This is a genomic window from Prevotella sp. ne3005, assembly GCF_900110085.1.
Classification (GTDB): Bacteria; Bacteroidota; Bacteroidia; order Bacteroidales; family Bacteroidaceae; genus Prevotella.
Genome location: NZ_FOCK01000008.1, coordinates 133,161 through 157,236 on the forward strand (window position 1 = coordinate 133,161; position 24,076 = coordinate 157,236).

Annotated in this window: 18 protein-coding genes; 4 read left to right on the top strand and 14 right to left on the bottom strand. The window is 49.8% G+C overall.

All coding sequences use genetic code 11. The features are described from left to right. Positions 1 to 27 precede the first annotated feature (27 nt). The 3 genes from BMY16_RS12570 to BMY16_RS12580 all read right to left on the bottom strand — a co-directional run bounded on the left by BMY16_RS12570 (position 28) and on the right by BMY16_RS12580 (position 3,133). Positions 28 to 909, bottom strand: coding sequence for a tyrosine recombinase XerC (locus BMY16_RS12570; RefSeq protein ID WP_091842974.1), 882 nt, complete (start codon positions 907 to 909; stop codon positions 28 to 30). Positions 910 to 986: 77 nt separating this feature from the next. After that, positions 987 to 1,178: a 30S ribosomal protein S21 gene (gene rpsU, locus BMY16_RS12575; RefSeq protein ID WP_028902393.1), complete on the bottom strand. Its 192-nt coding sequence runs from the start codon at positions 1,176 to 1,178 to the stop codon at positions 987 to 989. Positions 1,179 to 1,321: 143 nt separating this feature from the next. Then, a complete protein-coding gene (locus BMY16_RS12580) occupies positions 1,322 to 3,133 on the bottom strand; it encodes an aminopeptidase P family protein (protein WP_091842977.1) in 1,812 nt (603 codons plus the stop codon). A 159-nt stretch (positions 3,134 to 3,292) separates the two neighbouring features. Between BMY16_RS12580 and BMY16_RS12585 the strand changes: the two genes are divergently transcribed. Further along, positions 3,293 to 4,285: a malate dehydrogenase gene (locus BMY16_RS12585; RefSeq protein WP_091842979.1), complete on the top strand. Its 993-nt coding sequence runs from the start codon at positions 3,293 to 3,295 to the stop codon at positions 4,283 to 4,285. Between the two features lie 10 nt (positions 4,286 to 4,295). Next, the gene (locus BMY16_RS12590) at positions 4,296 to 4,805 is read left to right on the top strand and encodes a gamma carbonic anhydrase family protein (protein ID WP_091842982.1); all 510 of its coding nucleotides are present in this window, start codon (positions 4,296 to 4,298) and stop codon (positions 4,803 to 4,805) included. Between the two features lie 5 nt (positions 4,806 to 4,810). On the opposite strand, the gene BMY16_RS12595 is transcribed toward BMY16_RS12590, so the two are convergent. The 5 genes from BMY16_RS12595 to gltX form a co-directional block, all read right to left on the bottom strand. After that, on the bottom strand, positions 4,811 to 6,544 hold the full coding sequence (locus BMY16_RS12595) for a TonB-dependent receptor (protein WP_139207223.1): 1,734 nt from the start codon (positions 6,542 to 6,544) through the stop codon (positions 4,811 to 4,813). Positions 6,545 to 7,117: 573 nt separating this feature from the next. Then, positions 7,118 to 8,260 carry an AAA family ATPase gene (locus tag BMY16_RS12600; protein ID WP_244513055.1) on the bottom strand — a complete coding sequence of 381 codons (1,143 nt, stop codon included), beginning with the start codon at positions 8,258 to 8,260 and terminating at the stop codon, positions 7,118 to 7,120. Between the two features lie 350 nt (positions 8,261 to 8,610). After that, a complete protein-coding gene (locus tag BMY16_RS12605) occupies positions 8,611 to 9,786 on the bottom strand; it encodes a metallophosphoesterase (protein ID WP_170836099.1) in 1,176 nt (391 codons plus the stop codon). Between the two features lie 6 nt (positions 9,787 to 9,792). Continuing rightward, positions 9,793 to 11,028 (bottom strand): 3-deoxy-D-manno-octulosonic acid transferase, encoded by a 1,236-nt coding sequence (locus BMY16_RS12610; protein ID WP_091842987.1) that lies wholly within the window; start codon positions 11,026 to 11,028, stop codon positions 9,793 to 9,795. Further along, complete coding sequence (gene gltX / locus BMY16_RS12615) at positions 11,028 to 12,545, bottom strand: glutamate--tRNA ligase (protein ID WP_091842990.1); 1,518 nt, start codon at positions 12,543 to 12,545, stop codon at positions 11,028 to 11,030. Before gltX ends, BMY16_RS12610 begins: the two co-directional genes overlap by 1 nt. A gap of 87 nt (positions 12,546 to 12,632) precedes the next feature. On the opposite strand from gltX, the gene BMY16_RS12620 reads away from it, so the two are divergent. Together BMY16_RS12620 and BMY16_RS12625 are read left to right on the top strand one after the other, a co-directional pair. Continuing rightward, positions 12,633 to 14,684 carry an HD family phosphohydrolase gene (locus tag BMY16_RS12620; RefSeq protein WP_091842992.1) on the top strand — a complete coding sequence of 684 codons (2,052 nt, stop codon included), beginning with the start codon at positions 12,633 to 12,635 and terminating at the stop codon, positions 14,682 to 14,684. A gap of 178 nt (positions 14,685 to 14,862) precedes the next feature. Continuing rightward, complete coding sequence (locus tag BMY16_RS12625) at positions 14,863 to 16,344, top strand: OmpP1/FadL family transporter (RefSeq protein ID WP_139207224.1); 1,482 nt, start codon at positions 14,863 to 14,865, stop codon at positions 16,342 to 16,344. Between the two features lie 4 nt (positions 16,345 to 16,348). Here BMY16_RS12625 and priA read toward each other — a convergent pair whose 3' ends face one another. The 6 genes from priA to BMY16_RS12655 all read right to left on the bottom strand — a co-directional run bounded on the left by priA (position 16,349) and on the right by BMY16_RS12655 (position 23,983). Next, positions 16,349 to 18,595: a replication restart helicase PriA gene (gene priA, locus BMY16_RS12630; RefSeq protein ID WP_091842998.1), complete on the bottom strand. Its 2,247-nt coding sequence runs from the start codon at positions 18,593 to 18,595 to the stop codon at positions 16,349 to 16,351. Positions 18,596 to 18,598: 3 nt separating this feature from the next. After that, complete coding sequence (locus tag BMY16_RS12635; RefSeq protein ID WP_091843000.1) at positions 18,599 to 19,237, bottom strand: porin family protein; 639 nt, start codon at positions 19,235 to 19,237, stop codon at positions 18,599 to 18,601. Between the two features lie 83 nt (positions 19,238 to 19,320). Continuing rightward, entirely contained in the window at positions 19,321 to 20,355 is a 1,035-nt protein-coding gene (gene gldN, locus BMY16_RS12640) for a type IX secretion system ring subunit PorN/GldN (protein ID WP_091843002.1), read from the bottom strand. 7 nt (positions 20,356 to 20,362) lie between these two features. Next, positions 20,363 to 21,928 carry a type IX secretion system motor protein PorM/GldM gene (gene gldM, locus BMY16_RS12645; protein WP_091843005.1) on the bottom strand — a complete coding sequence of 522 codons (1,566 nt, stop codon included), beginning with the start codon at positions 21,926 to 21,928 and terminating at the stop codon, positions 20,363 to 20,365. Positions 21,929 to 21,932: 4 nt separating this feature from the next. Further along, entirely contained in the window at positions 21,933 to 22,592 is a 660-nt protein-coding gene (gldL, locus tag BMY16_RS12650; RefSeq protein WP_091843008.1) for a type IX secretion system motor protein PorL/GldL, read from the bottom strand. Beyond that, positions 22,592 to 23,983 (bottom strand): T9SS ring complex lipoprotein PorK/GldK, encoded by a 1,392-nt coding sequence (locus tag BMY16_RS12655; RefSeq protein ID WP_170836100.1) that lies wholly within the window; start codon positions 23,981 to 23,983, stop codon positions 22,592 to 22,594. The genes gldL and BMY16_RS12655 overlap by 1 nt, the downstream gene beginning before the upstream one ends. Positions 23,984 to 24,076 lie beyond the last annotated feature (93 nt).

A 24,076-nucleotide genomic window follows, 5' to 3' on the forward strand; every position in this document is an offset into this window, starting at 1 on the left:
TATTTTTAAATAGTTATTAATAAGGGTTCAGGCTCTAGGGTGAGCCTCTTTATACACTCGCTTGAGTTGCTCGAACGTGGTGTGGGTGTAGATCTCGGTCGTACTGACGCTCTCATGACCCAACAGACTCTTGATGGACTCAAGTCCGGCACCGTTGTTCAGCATCGCCGTGGCGAAGGAGTGGCGGAGCACGTGGGGCGAGCGCTTCTTGATCGAAGTCACCAGCGTGAGGTTCTTATGAACGATGTCATACACCTGACCGCCAGTCATCCGCTTTCCCTTGTCGCTGAGGAACAGGGCACCGTCGCTATGCTCAAACTGTCCGTCGCGCACTGCCATGTAGTGGTGCAGCGTCTCGGCCAATTCCTCCCCAAAGGGAATGATGCGCTGTTTATTCCTCTTTCCCGTCACCTTCAGCTGTCCTGCCGTGAAATCGATGTCGCTGTCATTCAGCCCGGTCAACTCCGACCGTCTCAGACCCGCCTCATAGAATAATAATAAAATGGTACGCGCACGTACATCTTTATAAGTATTACCCCACTCGAGCTGATCCAGCAGCTTATCCATCTCTCCTTCGCGCAGGAACTGCGGCAGTGGTTTTGATTTCTTCGGCCCCGTCACGAGATGTGCAGGATCCTTCTCAACCAGTCCTCGCTTGAGGGAAAAGCGATAAAAGGAACGCAGAGCGCTCAACTTTTTGTTAATTGTTGAGGCAGTGTTTCCTTTATCCATCAGGCTCTCCATCCAGTCACGGATCAGGTCGGCATCCACCGCCTGCAGGGAAAGCCCGTTATCCCTTAAGCTGATATACGAATCAAACTCCCGAAGGGCTTCTTCGTATGTCTGCACTGTCTGCGGAGAAGCACTCCGCTCATAGCGCAGGTAGTTCAAAAACTGGTCAATCATCATAAAATCGCCACCAATGCTATTTCGGCTACGAATTTACGGAAAATTCTTGAAACTACCAAATTTTTTAGGAATATTTTTTATTCCTCGTTCGTGCGAAGCTGCTGTACGTAAACGGCGTGCTCCATCTTCAGGCGCTTCAGAACAGAGGGTTTGTCAAACTGCTGACGACGACGCAGCTCCTTAACAACACCTGTCTTCTCGAACTTTCTCTTGAACTTCTTGAGGGCCTTCTCGATGTTCTCGCCTTCTTTTACTGGTACAATAATCATTTGTCTTTGCTTTTATAATTTTATGTTAAACTTACTGCCTCGGGCACAGGTGCCACGAAAAGCGGGTGCAAAGTTACAACAATTTCACGAATCTACCAAGTATTTATCCTTTTTTTATTAAAAATATGCTGAAAATTCCCATTTCAGATGGCCGCACAGGCCTCACGGAGCCATTCTGCCTCATCTTCAGACAGATATGGCGAGAGAGTCTCTGCCACATGACGATGGTAATCATTGAGCCAGTCCACCTCCTCCTGCAGGAGCATCTCCTTGATAATGGGCGACTTATCAATCGGACAGAGGGTAAGCGACTCGAACTGCAGGAAGTTGCCGAATTCTGTCTCCTTATAGGGTACGATCAGCAGAGTGTTCTCTGTGCGGGCGCCACAACGGTCAGGAAGGTAGATGCCTGGTTCATCGGTAATGGTCATGCCTGCCACTAGCGGGGCCGGTTTCCACTCCATACGGAACTGGTGGGGGCCCTCGTGAACATTCAGATAGGTGCCTACACCATGCCCGGTGCCATGCAGGTAGTTCAGACCTTCGCGCCACATATCCTTTCGAGCCAGGATATCAATCTGGGTACCGCTGGAACCACTTGGGAACTTACAGAGTTCTATCTGGATATGCCCCTTGAGCACAAGGGTGTAGATATGCTTCTCCAGATCGGTAAGCGGTCCAAGGGCGATGGTACGGGTAATATCTGTCGTGCCATCAAGATACTGGGCACCACTGTCGAGCAACAGCATACCCTTAGGTTGCAAGGGGATATCTGTCTCTGGAGTGGCTTCGTAGTGAACGATGGCGGCATGGCTACCGTAGCCGGCGATGGTATCGAAGGAGATATCGCGGTAGAGAGGCTGTTCGGCTCGCAACGAGGTCAGTTTCTCATCAATCGCGATTTCCGTCAGTTCTGATATCTCTGGTTTCCCGATATAGCTGGAGAGCCAGTAGAGGAATTTCACCATAGCGATGCCGTCTTTCAGCATCGCCGACCTAAAACCCGCTATCTCTGTCGCGTTCTTGACGGTCTTCATCCGCTTCACAGGCGACTCTGCCTCCACAATCTCCGTCTTCGCGCTGCCATTCTGCTGGCCTTTGCTCCTCACCACCTCATAAAGCCGGTAGTTCACCTCATCAGGGTCGAGCAGGATATTATACTCGAAATAGGCCTTCAGACCGTTCTCCACCTGATCATAGTCCTCCACCTTTACCCCCTCAGCCTTCAGATAAGCGAGCACATCGGCAGGGAGTTTCACCTTATTAATATATAGAGTAACCGTTTGCGACGAAATCAGCAGATAACTCACGAACACAGGATTGCAATGCACATCCGTTCCACGCAGGTTCAGTGTCCAGGCGATGTCATCGAGTGCAGCCATCAGCATCCCGTCGGCATGCCGTTCACGCAAGGCCCGACGAATACGGCCAATCTTGTCATGGGTAGCCTCACCTGCATATTCCAGCGGATAGATCTCCACGGGATTCTCTGGAATCGCAGGTCGGTCTTTCCATATCAGCTTCAGCGGGTCGAAGTTCGTGCGAAGGGTTATCCCACCCTGTTTCCGCAAGTCGCTGATGAGGTCTCTGACGGCATTCGTGGCGTTCACCATTCCGTCGACGGCCACTTCTGCTCCAGTGCCACACTCCCTACCAATCCACTCAGCGACGGTGGGCGTACCCTCGATCTTCAGTTTCATCAGTTGGTATTCCGTACCCTTCAACTGTTCCTCTGCCGCCAGGAAATAGCGCGAGTCCGTCCACAGTGCAGCAGCGGTCAGCGTCACCACTGCCGTACCCGCCGAGCCGTTAAAACCGCTGATCCACTCACGGCCTTTCCAATGGTCGGCCACATATTCACTCTGATGCGGGTCTGTACTGGGGAAGATGCAGGCCGCCAGATGCTCGCGCCGCATCACCTCACGGAGGTCTTCAAGTCGCTGATTAATATCCATTTTCTCTTTGTTTTGCAATTTCGACTTTACAAAGGTACGAAGATTTGGTCAGAGTTTCAACGGATTAACTAAGATTAATATTCCAAATGGTGGAAATATGCGGCTTTTTTTGTAACTTTGCAGCACTTTTTGATTATTCTTTAAAATTATAATTATACAATTATGGCATTAACAAACGAGAAGTTGACCATCGTCGGCGCTGCCGGAATGATTGGTTCTAACATGGCTCAGACCGCTCTGATGATGGGTCTGACAACAGAGATTTGTCTTTACGATGTGTTCTCACCCGAGGGTGTAGCCGAGGAAATGCGCCAGAGCGGCTTCGACGATGTGAACATCGTTGCTACCACCGACGCCGAGGAGGCTTTCAAGAACGCTAAGTACATCATCTCTTCAGGTGGTGCTCCCCGTAAGGCCGGTATGACCCGTGAGGATCTGCTCGCTGGCAACTGTAAGATTGCTGAGGAGCTCGGTCAGAACATCAAGAAGTTCTGCCCCGACGTGAAGCACGTGGTAATCATCTTCAACCCCGCCGACCTCACTGGTCTGGTAACGCTGCTTTACTCTGGTTTGAAGCCTGGTCAGGTAACTACCCTCGCAGGTCTCGACACCACCCGTCTGCAGAGCGCCCTCGCCAAGAAGTTCGGTGTGATGCAGAATCAGATCACTGGTTGCGCTACCTATGGTGGCCACGGTGAGCAGATGGCCGTATTCGGCAGCCACGTGGAGATTGCAGGCCGCAAGCTGACCGACATCATCGGCACCGCCGAGTTCCCCGCAGAGGAGTGGGAGCAGATGAAGGTCGACGTTACCAAGGGTGGCGCCAAGATCATCGAGCTCCGTGGACGCAGCTCATTCCAGAGCCCCGCTTATCTCTCTGTTGAGATGATCCGTGCCGCTATGGGTGGCGAGCCCTTCCGCTTCCCCGTTGGAACCTATGTGAAGACCGACAAGTACGACCACATCATGATGGCTATGAAGACCACCATGACTGCCGATGGTGCTAAGTTCGAGGTTCCCCAGGGTACTCCCGACGAGAACGCCAAGCTGGATCAGAGCTACGAGCACCTCTGCAAGATGCGCGACGAGCTGGTTACACTGAACATCGTTCCTCCTGTATCTGAGTGGAGCAAGATCAATCCCAACCTCTAATCTCCGAGGCATGGCTCTGATTAAATCTTATCGCGGTCTCGCTCCCAAATGGGGGCGAGATTGCTATTTTAGCGAGAACGCCACGATTGTAGGCGACGTCACGATGGGCGACGAGTGCTCCGTATGGTTCAACGCCGTCGTGCGTGGCGACGTGGCTCCCATCACCATCGGCAACTGCACCAACATCCAAGATGGCAGTTGCGTGCATGTCACCCATGAGACTGGCCCTACCCATATCGGCAACTACGTGACGATTGGCCACAATGTCACCGTGCATGCCTGCACCATCCACGACAATGCCCTCATCGGCATGGGCTCCACCCTACTCGACGGCTGCGAGATTGGTGAAGGCTCCATCGTAGCCGCTGGTGCCCTTGTGCTTCAGAATACCAAGATTCCTGCTGGTGAGATCTGGGGTGGCGTACCTGCCAAATACCTCAAACCGGTCCGCCCGGGCCAAACCGACAACGCCAAACACTACGTTGCCTACTCTAAATTCTACCTTGAAGATCAGGAGTAACCGCCTTACCTCCAAGGATAATAAGCAAGTCCTATCGTCAGAGCGCGGTTCTTATACGACTGCATCAAAGCGAGGGTACTAGTAGTCTCAGGCTGTCCTGCTATGTCGTGGAAATCCGCAAACACATTGCAGCGCTTTCCCAAGTCCTTGTTCACCTTTACTGAAGCGTAAAGATGGGCACGTTGCTCAAGGAGATCCTTCTTACTGTTGAAGAGTAAGACGGACGACAGTCTGAAGCCATTACCCAACAACAGGGTTGGGGCGAACTTCAGGGTGAAGAAAGTGTCATCATTGGTAAGTTCCTCGATTTCGAGATGCTGGTGGTACACGTTGGCACCACCTGTAAGTCTGAGAGGCCCTTTATTCCAGGTGACAGACGCCCCCAGGCCTGTGAGTGACTGATTGGGTGTGGGCAGGTCTGTCAACAGCGTGTGCGTCGCACTGCCAGTTACCACCAACCGCTCCGTCTGATAGGTATAACGCAACTCTGACCGCCAGGCATACTGCGTCTTGTAGTCGGAATTATATTGGGAGGAGCTCTCTGCCAGATAGTCTATAAAGTTGCTGACGACTGGGTTGAAAAACGAGCGGTTGAAGACGCCTTGTACGGAATGACGCCCTTTATGATACCCTACGCTGGCAATCAGGGCATGGTCGTTGCGGTTGTGCGACCACAGGCCCTCGTCGCTCTTGTCGTATTGCCTATTCCAGAAGGTATTGTGCCTGAAGCGGTCGCCCAGGTTGATGGTCCACGGTCCCTTCTTATAGTCTAACAATACGTACAGGTCATTATAGAGGTATTGTTCGCGGTTTATGTCCTGATACCAGTCGTTTACATAGCCGCCCTCATAGCCTATGGTCACCGTGAGTGCCTGTTTCATGAGTGGGAAGCTGGCTTCCGCTATCCACCAAGGCGAGGCTGTACGATTCTTAATTATCTCTAGGTCATCGCTCGTATAGTTCATGCCCGCCTCGAAATAGAGGCCAGCCCCTTGTTCGTTGAGGTTGCGCTCATAGGTGGCCACCAGCTCGCCCCACCGTTGCCTGGAAAGCATACTCTCATCCTCTATATTCTGCATACGGTCCTTCTGTTCGCCATAGCCTTGTGAGAGCTTAAACTTCAGCAGATCGTCGTCAGTAATCTGCCAGTCCACGAGAAGCATCGCATTCTCCACCCCGTTGCGGGAAGTGACGGTAGTACCAGCCAATGACTCAGCCTTACCATACTGCAGATTAGTCTGCGCCAAGGCACGAACGGTGACGTTGTCGCCTCTATTGGCAACATTCGCATACAACTGACCGTTGCCATAGGTACTGCCATTAATTCCGAGTTTACCTGTCAGTCCCTTACCCTCCTTGAACTGTAGGTCAATGTATCCTGTGACACCATCCATCGCGTTGTTTACGTTGCCATAAACAAACACGGTGACAGCACTGAGATCACAGGCATTGATTTGGTTGAGCAGAGGCTCATAGTCGATGTTCAGTGTGATTTCATCGACACACAGCAGATAGTCTGCCGTAAGAGTCTTACCGTCAGTCGACATCAGTTCCGGACAGATATGCAATACATCCAGCAGCGTCATCTCCGGGTCGGGATTCAGCCGATCCACATGGATGATATACTTGTTGCCATCGTGCTCAATAATCTGTTCTGCCTCCTGTGCCCCCATTGAAAGGGAGTAACAGACCAGGAGCGCAACTGTCAGTAACCTTCTAAAATATGTAGTCTTAATCATAGGGAAAAAAATGCGATGGGTACCCTCCTCGCAATTTGGCTGCAAAGGTAGAAAAACTTATTGAAACAGCCAAATATTATCTCAAAAAGTTTTCCACACAAGCCTCATCCCATATTATTCCAAGCTTGGGAACAAAAAGCAAAAAGTATCACTTTTCGTTATAACCGTCTGGTTTTTAATAGCTTACTACAGGTGATAGATTCGTAAAAAGTATCACTATCCATCACTTGTAATGAAATGTTTTAACATATCTTTTCAGATGGATACCCCCTTCTTGCATCCATAGTCATGGCTATAACAACAAAGATTGCAGACTCCGGATTGACGGGATAATGACCAATAAAGTAAAACAACTTGTTTTACTTTATCAGAAAAAGGAGTGATACTTTTAAAAAACCATCACTGCATCTAATGCACATATTTACAATCGATTACAGCAAAAAGTGACACTTTCCTCAAAAATAGGAATATTCTTATGGAGAAATTATTAGCATATATTTGCAGTCTAACATGCAAAAGAAAAGTTTTACATGATTTGTCCTTTCAATTGAGCAGCCCTTCGGGGAGGCTGTTTTAGGAATTCTTAACCAGCCATAAGGCGAAGAACAGATCGTAAACCTTGTAGGTTCCCTTATCCTGAGTGAGCAGCCCTTTGTCTATCAATGCGGGAATGGCGGATTTCACTGAATTGGGTGACACAAGGCCATGCCGTTTGACGAACTTCCCACTGGTCACATTCTCTGCACATCCATCCTTTGCCACTGCAACCAACACGCGACTCTGTTTCTCTGGCAGCTGATACATCAGGTCCTCGTAGATGGGAGATGACACAGCTATAATCTCATCCACGGCCTTACTTACATCGTCTTCTACACATGTGGCATCGGCAGCTGTCCTGCTGAACAATTCGTTCATGACTCTCTGCATGTAATAGGTGACTCCGTCGAACTGGCTGTAAAGACGACTCACGACGGCATCATCAAGTCTTTTACCTTTCTTCTTGAAGTGAGAAACGCAGAACGCCGTATACCTGTCCAATGGCAGACGGCCAAGATGGTAAAGGGTGACACTCTGGTAGAATGGTCGTGCAGGAGAGGTGAAAATAGCTCCCATCAACTGTCTTCTGGAACCAGAAAACACGAAGTGGGCATTATTGCAGTATTGAACACGGGTTCGAATCTCAGCTTCAATATTCGGGTCACCGTATTTAGTTATCTGCTGGAACTCGTCAATGACAACCAAGCAGGGACGGTCTGCATTTTGCAGATAGGTGAAAATCTCGTCGAGCGTGGCTGTCGGTGATTGAATGTCGCCAACAGTCATAGTCCATGACGGTTGGCCGTTTATATCAAAAGATATACCTGAGCGTACTGATGCAAGAATAGCGAGAAACTTCTCCCATGCCTTCTTTCCTTTCGGCTTCAAGGTCTCCAAGATAGCGCTACCCAGTTTGGCAACCATCTCCGCAACAGTCTTGGTGGAATAGATATCCACAATAAAGGTATAATAATGGTCTGAGATTACCTTCTGAGCGAAGCAATGACGCAACAAGTCACTCTTTCCATATCTGCGCGGTGAGATCAACGCTACATTATTGCCGTTAGTCAGATAGCGTATAATGTCTGCTGTTTCTTTTTCCCTATCGCAGAAATATTCAGCACCTGCATAACCTGTTGTCACGAACGGGTTGTCAATCTTTACTATCTCCTTTGCCATGTTCCTTTTTGCTGGCAAAGATAGCAATTTTTCCATAAAATGGAAATCATAAAATGGAAAAACACGTCGATGTTAGCATTTTTTAGCTTAAGGAATCTAAATTCCCCACCAGACGGCATAGGATTCAAGGATTTGGGCACTACAGAATGATGTTTCTCTTGCCTGTTTCAAGGATTAATGAATCTTTTCTAATCCACAGGGCGGGTTGCAAGTTTCTTGCCAGTCTTATCCCAGGTATGAATTCAACTGCCTGAGCGGCTGGTTTATTCCAATATCACATAGAAGCGATGCAGACGTCATAGGTGTGAATTTCTGACCAGTTTTAGCGAAATAAACGCATTTTTACGAGGTCAGTCTGAAAGGGATTTGTCTGAGGTGAGGGTTGCGACGACGTATTCGCTCTGGGTACCGATACGGAACTTACCGCCCCAGATACCCAGACCAGAGGATATATAGAACTGGGTGTTGCCACGCTGATGGCTGCCCCACGAACATTCATAGATATGATCGGTGATCCAGGAGATGGGCCAAACTTGTCCACGATGGGTGTGACCACTAAGTTGGAAGTCGATGCCAGCAGTCTCAGCACGATCGAGGTTGTAGGGCTGATGGTCGAGGACTATTGAATATTGAATATTGAATATTGAAGATTGAAGATTCTTGGACGAGCCAAGCGGCAAAGCCGAGCGGAAGATTGAAGATTGAAGGGAGTCGACTAATTCCTTGACGGGTTTACGGCGCATGTTTGTGCGGTCGTCACGGCCAATGATGACAATGGCGCTATCCACGACGACAGCCTCATCGATGAGCAAATGGATGCCAGCATCCTTATAGAACTGCTTGGCTTCAGGATGACCTGCATAAAACTCATGATTGCCCAGACAGGCATAGACAGGTGCCTGAAGTCGATGGAACTCCTCAGCCATGCGCTCTTCCAAGAGCGGACGCATGCTGCCATCGATGATGTCGCCAGCAATCAGGATGAAGTCGGGCTTCTCGGCATTAAACATATCCACCCAACGGGCCAGTTCCTTACGGGGATTATGATAGCCCAGATGGAGGTCGGAGGCCATCACCACCTTATACGTCTTGGGCAACGGCTTCGAGGTCTTCAATTCCAGGGGTACGCGTACCTTATTATAATAGTGGAGGTTGCCATAGAGGAAGAGCCCGAAGATAAAGATGAAGACGGCCAGCGCAGCATAGCCGTTATGAAAGAGGAATGCCTTTGGCACCAGATGGACAAGACGCCCGAGATCGAGCACCAGGAAGAGCATGACGAGATAGAGCAGCACAATGAGGGAGGAGGTGCCTATCTCATAGGCAGCCTGGGCCACAGGCAGAGGGTAGCTATCAAACTTACGGGCGAAATTCATGAACAGCATACCTACACAGAGGATGCCAGCAAGGATGATGAGCAATTTCCAGATGGCCGAGAAGGGCAACATCACCCATACGTGCCAGGCGATGTAGATAATTGCCACCAGCGGCAGGAGCGTAAACATCATCATCCACATAGGCTTCATAAGATACTAAAGCGAAACGGCAGACAGCACTTTCTGGGTGGCTCCTGCCTGACCTTTGACAAACTGACCTGCCTGACGGCCCTGTTCTTTAAGATATTGGGCATCAGCAGAGAAACGATCCATGAACTGGGCAAAGTCGTCGTAGCCATGAATCTCGAGACCACCACTCTTTTTCAGCCCCTGAGCCTCCTGGAATTTCTGGTTGTTGGGGCCGAAGAATACAGGCACATCCCAGACGGCAGCCTCCAAGAGGTTGTGGATACCCACACCAAAGCCTCCACCCACATAGGCCACCTGACCATAGTGGTAGATGCTGGAGAGCAGTCCGAAGCAGTTGATAATCAGCACCTCGGCATCAGCCAGATCAGTCTGATTCTTATTCTTTTCTGCCTCAGTATAGCGGAGGACTTTGCGGCCTGTCAGGAGCTTTTCAATCTGCGCGAGATGGTCCTCGCCAATGACGTGAGGAGCAATGATCAGCTTCCAACCTTTGTGTTCATTAAAGTACTTGATGAAGATCTCCTCATCAGGAGGCCAAGATGAGCCAGCCACAAACACCTGAGGAGCATCCTTCACAAAGGCCTCAACGATGGGGAGCTGCTTGGCAGCTTCCTTGATCTGGAGCACGCGGTCGAAACGGGTGTCACCCACCACCGTTGCCTCCTTGATTCCTATCTTAGCCAGCAGTTCTTTGCTCACCTCATTCTGTACAAAGAAATGGGTAAAGCAGTTGAGCACACGGCCATACTGACGACCATACCACTTGAAGAACACCTGATCGGGACGGAAGATGCTGGAAACACTATAGACGGGCACACCTCTGTGTTTCAGGATGTGCAGATAGTTGTACCAGAACTCATACTTGATGAAGAATGCCATCACAGGGCGGATGGTCCGCAGGAAACGACGGGCATTGGTAATCGTGTCGAGTGGCAGATAGGTGATGATATCCGCACCTTCATAGTTTTTGCGTACCTCATAGCCTGAAGGCGAGAAGAACGTGAGCAGGATCTTATACTCCGGATGGTCGCGACGCAACTGTTCCATCAGCGGGCGACCCTGTTCGAACTCTCCCAGCGAGGCAGCATGGAACCACACATACTTCGCATTGGGATCGACTTTCTCTCTCAGGATGCGGAAAGCCTCGCGCTCACCACGCCACATCTTTCGCACCTTATCATTGAAGCGGCTGTAGACAGCCACTCCCAAAAGATAGAGGTATATAATCAGGTTGTATAACATCAGCCAAGTACTTCTATTGCGCGTTTCATTCTTGCAATCGTCTCCTCCTTACCGAGGAAAGCAGAAATGTCGAACATGCCAGGCCCTTTGCCTTCACCAACGAGCGTGAGACGCCAGGCGTTCATCACATTACCAAGCTTATACTCCTTCTGCTCCACCCAGGCATGAACTATCCGCTCCTGATTCTCAAGCGAGAAGTCATCGATGCCTTCGAGTACTGCGATGAGTTCATTCATCACAACAGCAGAGTCTTCCTTCCAGCGTTTCTTGGCCGTCTTCTCGTCGTACTCGGTGGGAGCCTCGAAGAAGAAGGAGCAGAGGGGCCACAACTCGTGGACAAACGACACACGGTCTTTCATCATCTCTGTCACCTTGAGGATGCGCTCTGAAGTCTCGTTAGGACAATGCGCCTTGACGATGGGCTCGAAAAGGGCGGCAATCTCCTCGTTGGACTTCTTCAGGATATACTCGTGGTTGAACCAGATGGCCTTCTCAAAGGCAAACTTGGCGCCAGCCTTCGAGCATTTGCTGATGTCGAAGAGGGGCACGAGCTCATCGAGAGAGAAGATTTCCTGTTCGGTGCCAGGATTCCAGCCCAACAGGGCGAGGAAGTTGATGACGGCCTCGGGGAAGTAGCCATCCTCGCGATAACCGCGAGAGGTCTCGCCACTCTTGGGATCTTTCCACAACAAGGGGAATACAGGGAAGCCCAGACGGTCGCCATCGCGCTTGGAGAGTTTTCCTTTGCCATCGGGCTTCAGCAACAGGGGCAGATGGGCAAACTGAGGCATCGTGTCCTCCCAGCCAAAGGCCTGATAGAGCAACACATGCAAGGGAGCAGAAGGCAACCATTCCTCACCACGGATAACGTGGGAGATCTCCATCAGATGGTCGTCGACGATATTGGCCAGATGATACGTAGGCAACTGGTCGGCACTCTTATAGAGCACCTTATCGTCGAGGATGTCGCTCTTCACCCGTACCTCACCACGGATGAGATCGTTGACAAGCACCTCCTGTCCTGCCTCGATCTTGAAACGGACCACATACTGCTTTCCATCGGCAATCAGCTGATCGACCTCTTCTTTCGAGAGGGTCAGCGAGTTGCGCATCTGACTGCGGGTGTGGCAGTCGTACTGGAAGTTCTGAATCTCAGCACGCTTGGCCTCCAGTTCCTCTGGGGTGTCGAAGGCGATATAGGCCTTACCGGCATCGAGGAGCTGCTGCACATATTTCTTATAGATGTCGCGACGCTCACTCTGACGGTAGGGGCCTTTGTCACCACCAAAGCTCACACCCTCGTCGAACTTAATGCCCAACCACTTGAACGACTCGATGATATACTCCTCGGCACCAGGCACGAAACGGTTGCTATCAGTGTCCTCAATACGGAACACCAAGTCGCCACCATGCTGCTTGGCAAAGAGGTAATTATACAAAGCGGTACGAACACCACCAATATGCAAAGCGCCCGTTGGACTGGGTGCAAAACGAACTCTAACTCTTCTTTCTGACATACTTTTTCTTATTTTTGCCTGCAAAGTTACGAAATTTAATTTTATTTTTGTATTTTTGCAACCATAAAAGCATAATATTGTTTAGAAATGAGCAGTTTTAACGTAAAAAACGATATCACATGGCGTGATTTTCTGATTCGGACAGGACTGATTGTCGCAACGGTGGCCATCATCGTATGGCTGATGCCGCGCAGCACTCACAATACTTATAAGATAGAAAAAGGTAAGCCATGGAGCTATGCCGACCTAAAAGCGCCTTTCGATTTTCCCATCTATAAGAGTGACGAGGCGGTGAAGGCTGAACGCGACAGTCTGATGAAGGAATATGAGCCTTATTACCTGTATGACAACGACATCGTAGTCAAGCAGCTGCGCCAATTCGCCAAGGACTATAGCGACGGCATACCCGGGCTGTCCAACGACTATATCAGTATCATTGCCAACCGACTGCGCGCTCTCTATACGCAGGGCATCATGAACAGCTCGGAATATGCTAAGCTGAGCAAGGACACTTCGCAGGTAATCCGCATCGTCGATGGCAAGAATGCCGTCAACATGCAGATTACAAAAGTCAACTCGGTCATCTCGGCCTATGAGCAGATCTTCCTTGACAAGTCGCTGGCTGCCCACCGTGAGATTCTCATGAAATGCAGTCTGAACGACTATATCACCCCTAACCTTATTTATGATAAGGAGCGCAGCGAGGCCAGCCTGAATGATCTGCACAACAGTATCGCTTTAGCAAGTGGACTGGTACAGCGAGGTCAGAAGATTGTCGACAGAGGCGATATTGTCGACACAAAGACCTATAACATCCTGCTTTCGTTTGAGAAAGAAATGCAACGTCGCGCGGAAGGCAATGACAAGATCAGTCTGACCATCATGGGACAGATCCTACTGGTGTTTATCATCATTACCTGCTTCACCGTCTATCTGACACTATTCCGTAAAGATTATTTCGACAAGATGCGCTCCACGGCCATGCTCTATGCCCTGATCATCATATTCGTGGTCATGGCCTCTGTGATGGTCAAGCACAATATCATGCATGTCTATATCCTGCCATTCGCCATGGTGCCCATCTTCATCCGCGTGTTCATGGACTCTCGTACAGCCTTTATGACCCACGCCATGTTGGTGCTCATCTGTGCCAGCTTCCTGCAGTATCCGCTGGAGTTTATTGCCGTAGAACTGGTGGCCGGACTGGTGGCCATCTTCTCCCTGAGAGAATTGTCGAGTCGTTCACAGTTGTTCTGGACAGCCGTCTTCGTGACCATCGCTGCCACCCTTACCAATCTGTCACTGGACTGGATACGTAACAATGACCTCACCAAGATCAGTTATAGTGAGTACAACTACATTGCCATCAACGGTATGCTGCTGTTCTGCTCCTATCCCCTACTCTATCTGATTGAGAAGGCCTTCGGCTTCACATCGAACATCACGCTGATTGAGCTGTCGGATATGAACAAGGAGTTACTTCGTAAGATGAGTGAGGTAGCCCCAGGCACGTTCCAGCATTCTATCCAGGTAGGAAACCTGGCAGCAGAGATTGCCAACAAGATTGGTGGAAAGAGCCAGTTGGTAAGGACGGGTGCGCTCTATCATGACATCGGCAAGATTGCCAATTCCATCTATTTCACGGAGAATCAGTCAGGCGTGAACCCCCATGAGAAGATGAGGTCTATTGACAGTGCCCAGATGATTATCAGTCACGTGACGGAAGGTGTCAAACTGGCCGAGAAATACAATCTGCCCGACGTGATTAAAGAGTTCATTACCACCCATCACGGACAGGGCAAGACCAAGTACTTCTACATACAGTACAAGAACAATCATCCCAACGAGGAGATCGACGACCTGCTTTTCACTTATCCTGGACCGAATCCCTTTACGAAGGAGCAGGCTATCCTGATGATGGCAGACACCGTAGAGGCAGCCTCCCGTTCGTTACCCGATTATACGGAGAAGACGATCAGAGAACTTGTCAACAAGCTCATTGACACTCAGGTTGCAGAGGGCTATTTCAAGGAGTGTCCCATCACCTTCCGAGACATTGCCTATGCCAAGACTGTGCTTATCGAGAAGCTGAAAACCATCTATCACACCCGTATCAGCTATCCCGACCTGAAAAAGTAATCCCTCAGATTGCACAAAAGTACCACTTTGTGTGCATAAACCTGCACAAAATTGCACATTTGTGCAGGTTTATGTGCAATTTCCGTTAATATACGTTAACTATGTGTACGCAAACGGAATATTTCCGAACAATATATTTACCTTTGCAGCCGATTTTAGTAAAAAGATGTTTAAGGATATGAAAAAAATCAATTTCGTGCTGCTCGGCGTGATGCTGACAGCAGCAACAAAAGCCACCGCAGGCGGTATCTTAACCAACACAAATCAGAGTATCGACTTTCTCCGTAACCCGGCTCGTGACGCTGCCATCGGTCTCGATGGTGTCTATAGCAACCCTGCAGGTGTGGCTTTCCTCCCCGAAGGATTCTATCTCGGCCTCAACTGGCAGTATGCCCACCAGACGCGTACTATCGAATCGACAAATCCCGTCTTTGCCCTGGGCAAGAAGAACAATGGCGCAACCACCAAAGTATTCGAGGGTGTGGCCGATGCGCCATGTATCCCATCCGTCCAGGCTGCCTATAATAAAGGTAACTGGAGTGTTCAGTTCAACTTCTCCGTCCCTGGCGGCGGTGGTGCCTGTGAGTTTAGCGACGGCCTCGGCTCTTTTGAGAGCGTGGTTGGCAACATCGCTCACCAACTGCAGCCACTCGGCGCTACCGGCTACGATATGGATGGTTATATGCAGGGCCGCCAATACTATTTCGGTTTTCAGTTGGGTGCCGCCTATAAGATCACCCAGGATCTGTCGGTCTATGGAGGTCTGCGACTGCTCTACGGTAATGCGACCTATAAGGCTAAGATCAGCAACATCATGGTAAACACCGAGGGCGGCTATTTGGACTTCAGCAGTTTTCTGCAGGGTGCAGAGACCACTGTCGATGGCGGCCTCAGCAAGGTAAATGCCGGTATTGCCCAGTATGAGGCAGCTGGGGTTCCCGTACCTGATGCACTCATTCAGCAGAAGGCCCAGTTGGAAGGTACAAAGCAGAGCCTGAATGCCCTGCAGAAATACTCACAGGGCGTGAACCTGCTCTGTAATCAGTCATCGGTGGGCATCGCCCCCGTCATTGGTGTCGACTATCGTATCGGCAAATTCAACTTCGCTGCAAAATACGAGTTCAAGACACAGATTCACATGAAGAACGAGTCGACCGTCAACGAGGCCAGTGAGATTCCTGCCGTCAACAAGTTCCGCGACGGTGAGAAGATTGACGAGGACTCTCCTGCACAGCTAGCCGTCGGCGCTATGTGGAACATCACCGATGACGTCCGTCTGAACCTGGGCTACCACCACTTCTTTGACACAAATGTCAACTGGTACAATAACACCCAGGATATGCTTGACGGTGGTACCAACGAATACCTGGGAGGCGCAGAGTGGGATGTTACCGACAAGCTGACCATCAGTGCCGGTGGGCAGTTAACCCGCTATCAGCTGACTGACAAGTACATGAACGACATGTCGTTTGTGGTCAACTCCTATAGTTTCGGCTTTGGATTCAACTACAAGGTTGCCAACAACGTCACCTTGAAGGCTGCCTACTTCCAGACGAACTATGACCACTATAAGCGCAATGATTATCCGCAGGCAGGTGTCAGTGACGACTTCACCCGTACCAACCGCGTCCTCGGTATTGGCTGCGACCTGAATTTCTAAGGATTTACAACGGATCTACATCACAGTAGATCTGCAAAGAACTATAGCGCTTGTCCTGAAGCATCTGCTGCTGGGCAAGCGCTAAATATTGGCGGACCTCCGACATCTTCAGTCCCATCTCCAGTTTCAATATGAGTTTGCGGATGGCCAATGACTTGACCTTGGCCACGGCAGGTTTGTCGGGACCAAGAACCCTGGCACCGAACCACTGGCGCAAACGGCTGGCCATCTCGATGCCCGCTGTCTCGACAAGGCTGTCGGAACGATGTTTCAGATAGACATAGACGAGTCGGTAATAAGGCGGATAGTGGAACTGCTGACGCTCGGCAATCAGAGAACGATAGAAGCCCATATAGTCATTCTGTACAACCTGTCGTATCAGTGGCAAATCAGGACTCTTTGTCTGCAGAATTACCAAACCGCGCTTACCCTTACGACCTGCCCTGCCACTGACCTGCGACATCATGGTAAAGGCATGCTCATAGGCCCTAAAATCAGGATAGTTCAACATGGTGTCGGCATTAAGGATACCTACTACTGAGACCTTGTCGAAGTCGAGTCCCTTACTAATCATCTGGGTGCCGATGAGCAGGTTGGTACGTCCTGCAGCAAAATCACTGATGATACGCTCATAGGCCTGGCGGCTGCGGGTAGTGTCAAGATCCATGCGGGCAATACGCGCCTCCGGGAAGATCTCGCGCACCTCCGCCTCAATCTTCTCCGTACCATAGCCACGCGTCTGCAGTTGGGTACAACCACAGTTAGGACATTCCGTCGGTACCTGATAGGTGTAGCCACAATAATGGCAGGTCAGCTGATTCAGATGACGATGGAGAGTGAGTGACACATCGCAATGCTGACAATGGGGTACCCATCCACACTGCTTGCACTCAATGACAGGAGCATAGCCTCGACGGTTCTGGAACAGGATGGCCTGCTCGCCACGTTCCAACGCTTCGCGTACCTTATTTAATAATATGGGAGAGAAGGGGCCACTCATCATCTTCCGATGCTGCAGGTCCTTGATGTCGACAACCTGAACCTCAGGCAATTCGATTCCCTGATAACGCTGGAAGAGTTCCACAAGAGCATATTTGCCAGTCCGAGCATTATGATAGGTCTCGAGTGAGGGTGTCGCCGTACCAAGTAGTGTCTTGGCACCAAACATCTGTGCCAGCATGATGGCTGCCGAACGGGCATGATAACGCGGGGCAGGATCTTGCTGTTTATAACTGGTCTCATGTTCCTCGTCGACAATGACAAGTCCAAGATGCTGGAAAGGCAACAAGACTGCACTTCGCGCCCCAAGGATGACCTCGTAAGGATTCTGCGAAAGCTGTTTCTGCCAGATTTCCACACGTTCGGCATCGGAGTATTTCGAGTGATAGATGCCTAGGCGATTGCCGAACACACGACGGAGGCGGTCCATCATCTGTACTGTCAGGGCAATCTCTGGTAGGAGATAGAGCACCTGTTTCTTCTGTTCCAGCGCCTGCTGAATAAGATGAATATAAATCTCTGTCTTGCCACTTGAAGTGACACCATGCAACAACGTCACGTTCTTTTTCAGGAAAGAGAACTGGATCTGATTGAAGGCATCCTGCTGGACAGGACTGAGCGGTTTAATGTGCTCCGGATGAGGTTCACCACCATGATTCAAGCGTCCTATTTCTTTCTCATAAGTCTCAAGCAATCCTCGTTTCACAAGGGCGTTGACTGTAGGCAGGGAATGACCTTGATTCAGCAGCTCGTCGCGAGTCAGTTCACTGGGAGATCCCTGGTCCCAGCCGGAGATAGACAGGTAATCGACAAAAGCCTTCAGTTGTTTGTCGGCCCGCTGCAACATATTCAAGGCAACATGAAGAGCCTGTTCGTTTTGGAAGGATGCAGCCAGCCTGATACACAGTTCCGTCTTGGGCTTATATCCGTCTTCAGCCTTCAGTCCTGAGGGCAGCGCGGCCTTATACACCTCTCCAAGGGGCGACATGTAATAGTCGGCAATCCACTGCCACAGTTTCAATTGCGTATCCAGAAGGATCGGGCTAAAATCAACCACCTGAAGGATATCTTTCGTCTGATATCCCTCAGGTGGCTGATGGTGTATGTTTGAGATGATGCCTATGTAGGTCTTGCTTCTGCCGAAAGGGACAACGACACGTGCTCCCACCTTTACTCTGCCTTCCTCAGAGGTCGGGACAGAATAGGTGAAGACACCGTCGAGCGGCAAAGGGAGGATGACATCAACAAACAAGACTTAGAAGAAATAAGCAACTGACAGCTGCCAAGCGTTCATCTTTCCATCATATTTGCCATTAAAGACGTCCTTAATGTCTTCGGCAGTGGAATGAACATCGAACTCACCTGTCTTACCCAGGGCTATATTATAATTTAGCGTTGCCTGGAAATGCTTGAGGAACATGGCGCCTGCTCCGATGTTGAAACTCAGGTTGGAAGAATTGAATTTCCAATCGGCAATCTGGCCGATAGACTTCTTTCCGCTCAGGTTAAACCCGAACTGAGGACCCGCAAACACAAGGATACTGGCAACATCACCTACTCCGAAGGCAAAACGGGCATTGACAGGAATCTGAATGCTCTGCTGCTTGATACTCTCGCTAGCAACTGTGGCATGACCCTCCCTGCTTTCAAACTCAACATTGAAAGAACGCTGGTCAAAAAGAAGCGAGGCGTCGATACCCAAGCCGACGACGGGTAACGTGAACTTTGCGGTAGGACCAATAAAGAAACCCATCTTATTCGAGGAATCAAACACGTCCTTACTAAAGCTCATACTCGTCAGATTAAGACCGCCTTTCACACCATAGTCAATCTGTGCCTTTGCTGACATGGTTATCGCAGCCAGAAACATTACTAAGGAAATAATCTTTTTCATAATTACATCTGTTTTAATTACATCTGGGCTGCAAAGATACGAATAAGAATGATAAAAACCAAATAAAATCAGATTTTAACATATTAATGACGCTGACGGCGCACTGTGACGCGGGCAGAACTGCCACCGCTGCTCTTTGAAGAAGACGACTTGGCTTTGGGGGCTTTGGAAGAACGCGAAGAGGATGATTTGGTCTTCGCAGACTTTGCAGACTTAGCGTTCACTGCCATCACATTATCTATGGAATCACGCTTGGCAGGGTCGCCGAAGATGGTCTTATGGAAGGCTGCCAACTCAGCCTCGATACGTTTCTGCTCGGCACTAAGTTTGTCGGCATCGCCATTGCAGAGTTGCAAGAGCGTCTTTCCCTGGGCATTATTCGTCTTATAGATCTTACCCTTATAGCTGTTCAGCGTGAAATAATCCGCCATCGACATGGTTGCTGCATTGTTTAGACTACTGGCCATCACCGTCTGGCGGTTGAGGAAGGGCTCCAGGTCGCCATATTTTACCCAGAAAAGCGGATATTGGGTGGACTCACCATCAAAGTCATCCTCACGCAACATCACCGGACAAAGGGCAAGCACCTTGATATGGAAAGAGGAATTTGCCTGGTCGTAGTAGGCACTCTCCTTCAGATAATATTTCTTCACCTCGGCAGAAGGGATATCGCTATTATCAACCTTTAGCTTACCATTTTGTTCCTCATAGAAGATATGATAATTGTCGAGGATGGTCTTCATCTCCACTTTTGCTTCGTCGGAGAAGTTATCACTACCATCCGTCGGATACTCATAGACAGGAACATAGCCGTTTTGTGCGAGTTTGAAGATATAGGTAAACAGGTTGAGCTGCCTACCCTGAGGCTCTACCGGAAAGTAAAGACCGGCATTGGCATCCTCTGTGAGGTCGAGTTCGCGATAGATATCACGACGCCACACCACCTCCTCTGGCATCTCCACTGCTGTCGGGAACGTCAGCTGGGCACGCATAGACATGGCCGAGGAAGGATTCTGCTTCTGCTTTTGCTCGGCAGGTTGAACGCGACTTCTTTGTGGCTGGCCTAAGGCAGAGCCTGCCATCATCATTATCATAGTCAACAACAATAACTTCTTCATATCTTCATCATTTTACGATTACTTCCATTGGATTAGTGAGTGTTCGGGTCAAGCCATCGGGGCCAACAACTGTCACACGGGAGATATAGAACCGACGGTTGCGGGCCAGTCTGCGGAACGTCTCCTTTTGACGACCAGAGAACGAGGCACCCTCAGAGGCCATCGGAACAGCATTACCCATATTATCGAAGAACACAGTTTCAAAACTCTGCACCCGGAAGGCGATGTCGAGGATGCCATCGTCGATAGCTGCTCCGATATTATCGGCGGCCACCAACTGACCTTTCGACAGACCACCACCCTTATAACGGGTGGGGTTGCCATGCTCATCCTTCATAGATATATAAGGTGTAGGATCAGGCAGTTTACGGACACGGAAGGTGTACTGTCCCATCTGTTGTGGACGCCCCGTATTGGTTGAGGTGACGGTTATCGTAGCATCCTGTCCAATCTTTGAAGGGCGGGCAATATATTTCCCGGGCCCCACAGCCCGCAACGTTCCATTGGTCATCGAGGCATGTACCTTGTTGAGGGGCACGCCCGGCACACTGACACTGATGGGGTTGTTGTAGCCGGCATAAAGCATATTCATCAGGTCGGCAGAGACGGTGGCACTAGGATCTACGACAGTATAGTCCTGGGAGAACTCACGACGGATTCGGTCGCCATTGCCATTGACGGTTTCCATGTAGCCTTTCAGTGTGAAGTCGCCCGTCCGTCCACACACAGTCTCATAGAGGCCGTCGGCCAGATTCACCTTTTGTCCTCCTATATAGATATCAGGTACCTGCGTGGTATCTACAGCAGCCATCACAATACGGGCAGAGAAGCGGTCGCCCCTGACAATGGTCTTGGAACTGGGTATCACGAAAGCGTCAAGCATATTGACACGGATATCCTTCACATCGATGTTGGAAACGAGGGTGTGCAACACTTCCCCTTCGGCATAACGTACATCACTCTGCAGTTTGGACAGCAGTGTCACGGCTGCTGCTGCTGGCATGGATTCAAACATATACTCCTGCCAGTTCTTACCCAGCGTCCGGACCTTCTTTGGGACTTCCGTCGTCAGGTTACTGGCTATAATCTGCTTTTGCTTCTCATCAGTCACCATCGTCAGCATCCGTTCACGGAAAGCATTGATAGCATCATAGAGTTTCTGCCCCTGTCCACTGGTCGGCGACAGCATCACATGGTTGGCTGGCTCCTGATCTTCCTTGTTACGGAGGTTGTTGATATCTCCATCCTCTCCATCTGCCTCCTTGACAATAGCCAGTTTCAGGTTGGCGGCAAAGTTAAAGAGCGAGTCGCTCATCTGCTTCACCTGTTGAGCCTTGTCAAACCACGCTTTTGTCTTCTGCGGGTTGGCTTTCATCTGTGTATCGAAAGCTTCGTAGATGGCATTGTTTTCTTTTGACGAGTTATTCGTGGTGCGGTTGAGGCTCTCCTCGACAATCGAGAAACCGTTGAGCACCTCATTAGAGACGTTCAGCGCCAACATAGCCATCAAGACGACATACATCAGATTGATCATCTTCTGGCGAGGGGATATCGGACGTTTCTTTATTGCCATGTGACTATACGTTCATCTTTTGCGTCATTGCCTCGATCATACGAGCATAGATCTTATTGAGCTCAGCAATTTGTGAAGCCATCTTACGGGTCTGCTCATTGATTTCATCGATGGTACCTATCTGTGAACTGGCACTCTTCAACTGCATCTCATAGACCTTGCAGATGCCTGTCAGCGTACGATTCAGATTCTCCATCTCCTCGGAATCAGTTGTCAGCTTCTGGCTCTGGGCAGAAACCTTCGATAGTGTTTCTGTCAGGCGTTTCAACTCGTCGACATAGCCGTTTGTCACAGCTTCAAGTTCAGAATTTGCAGGGGAATTTGCAGGGGGAACTGAGACTTTTGGAGTCGTCAATACATTCTGGGCTGATGAGGGTGGGGTTACTTCTACCTTCTCTCCGGGATGAATATCCAATTCCATCCCGTCGGTTGTCTTGTCGAACGGACGGTCGAAAGCGGAAAGGAAGAATACGATGACCTCTGTTCCCATTCCCAGGAATAGAAAAAAGTCTGCGCCATCCAAATGGGTCAACTTAAATAGCGTACCCAAAATAACGATGGAGGCACCCCAACTATAAGCATAGTTCAGGAACGTCTGTCCCGGCACGCTGTCCATCCACTTCTGTAAGCGGTAGATGAGATTATATTTGCTATATCTTGTCATTATTTCTTCCCTTTCTTTACTTTGGTTTTCTCACTGGTACTGTTGGCCAGGCTACGTACACAACGGAAGCCGATATAACTTCGAGGCTGATTCTGGTATTCAGACGTACGCCAGGCAGAGCGTATATAGGACTCAGGGTCTTTCCAAGAGCCACCACGCACACTCTTTTTCTTCAGACGATAGGGATCCTCAGGAGCCGCATTGTATTTTAACTGCGGGTTAATGTCGTTCATGGCCTCCACGCCTGCTTCAGTATAAATGGTAGAGGTCCATTCTGCCACATTACCAGCCATATCGTAAAGGCCGTTTGTATTGGCGGCATAGATGCCCACCCGACTGGTAATCAGATTACCGTCTTTGGTGTAATTACCATCGTCGGGCTTGAAGTTAGCATAAAAGCAACCTTTTCCACTGGCCACATCTTCATTGTCCCACGGGAACTCATTCTGATCCTTACCACGGGCTGCGAACTCCCATTCCGCTTCTGTTGGCAGACGATAGCGTTGCACATAACGGGCTGCAGGACCTAACCCTTTCAACAAATACTCCGTACGCCAGGCACAGAAGGCATTGGCCTGCTCCCAGGTAACACCCACAACGGGGTAGTCATTATAGGCAGGATTCGAGAAATAGTAGCGGAGATACATCTCATTGTCGGCATTGGGGAAATCATTTACCCAACAGGTGGTGTCGGGGAACACGTTGACGATATAGGTGTTCAGGAAATCCCAAGGGCCTGTCAGTTGACGGTTAATCGTCTCACGCACAATCCTGCCTTCATCATCGACATAGGCGGTATCCTTCGAAATCCACACCTGTTCATTGGGATCAACCGTCACATCCGTGTTCAGGTTTCGTTCCTGGGGATTCAGACGGTTGCGGCGCAGGGCTGCCGAGGCATAGTCATAAATCTCATAACGATAGTTCAGCTGACGATAATCCAACATCTTGTCACCAGTAACGGGATTAGTAACATACATACCGTCGATAATCTCCTGTTCGTCTTCGTTCGGACGGCGGGGCAAGGGCTTCTTCCAGTTGAGTACCATACCTATCTCCTCACCATCTTTATCCGTCTTAACCGTCTTATAGGTCTCGTCAAATTCTGAAAGACGCTCCCGGAGAATAGAGTCACGGACATAATTCACAAACTGACGGTACTTGGAGTTTGTGACCTCCGTCTCGTCCATCCAGAAACCATCAACGGAGATATCCCTGAGAGGTGTCTTCTTTCCCCACAGAGAGTCCTGTTTCTCCACGCCCATTTTCAAATGCCCCCGTTTCACGAGAACCATTCCATAGGGCGTGGGCTCGGTAAATGCCCGACCACCTGTGCCAGTCACCTCACCACCACTGGCAGACATCATCTTACTGCCAAAACAGCTGGTCATAAAAAGTAAAAAGGTTAAAAGGTAAAAAGGTAAAAGCCTTTTTGCCCATCTCTTTTTACTCATCCGAACTATTCTTTGTTCCATGTCTTATCT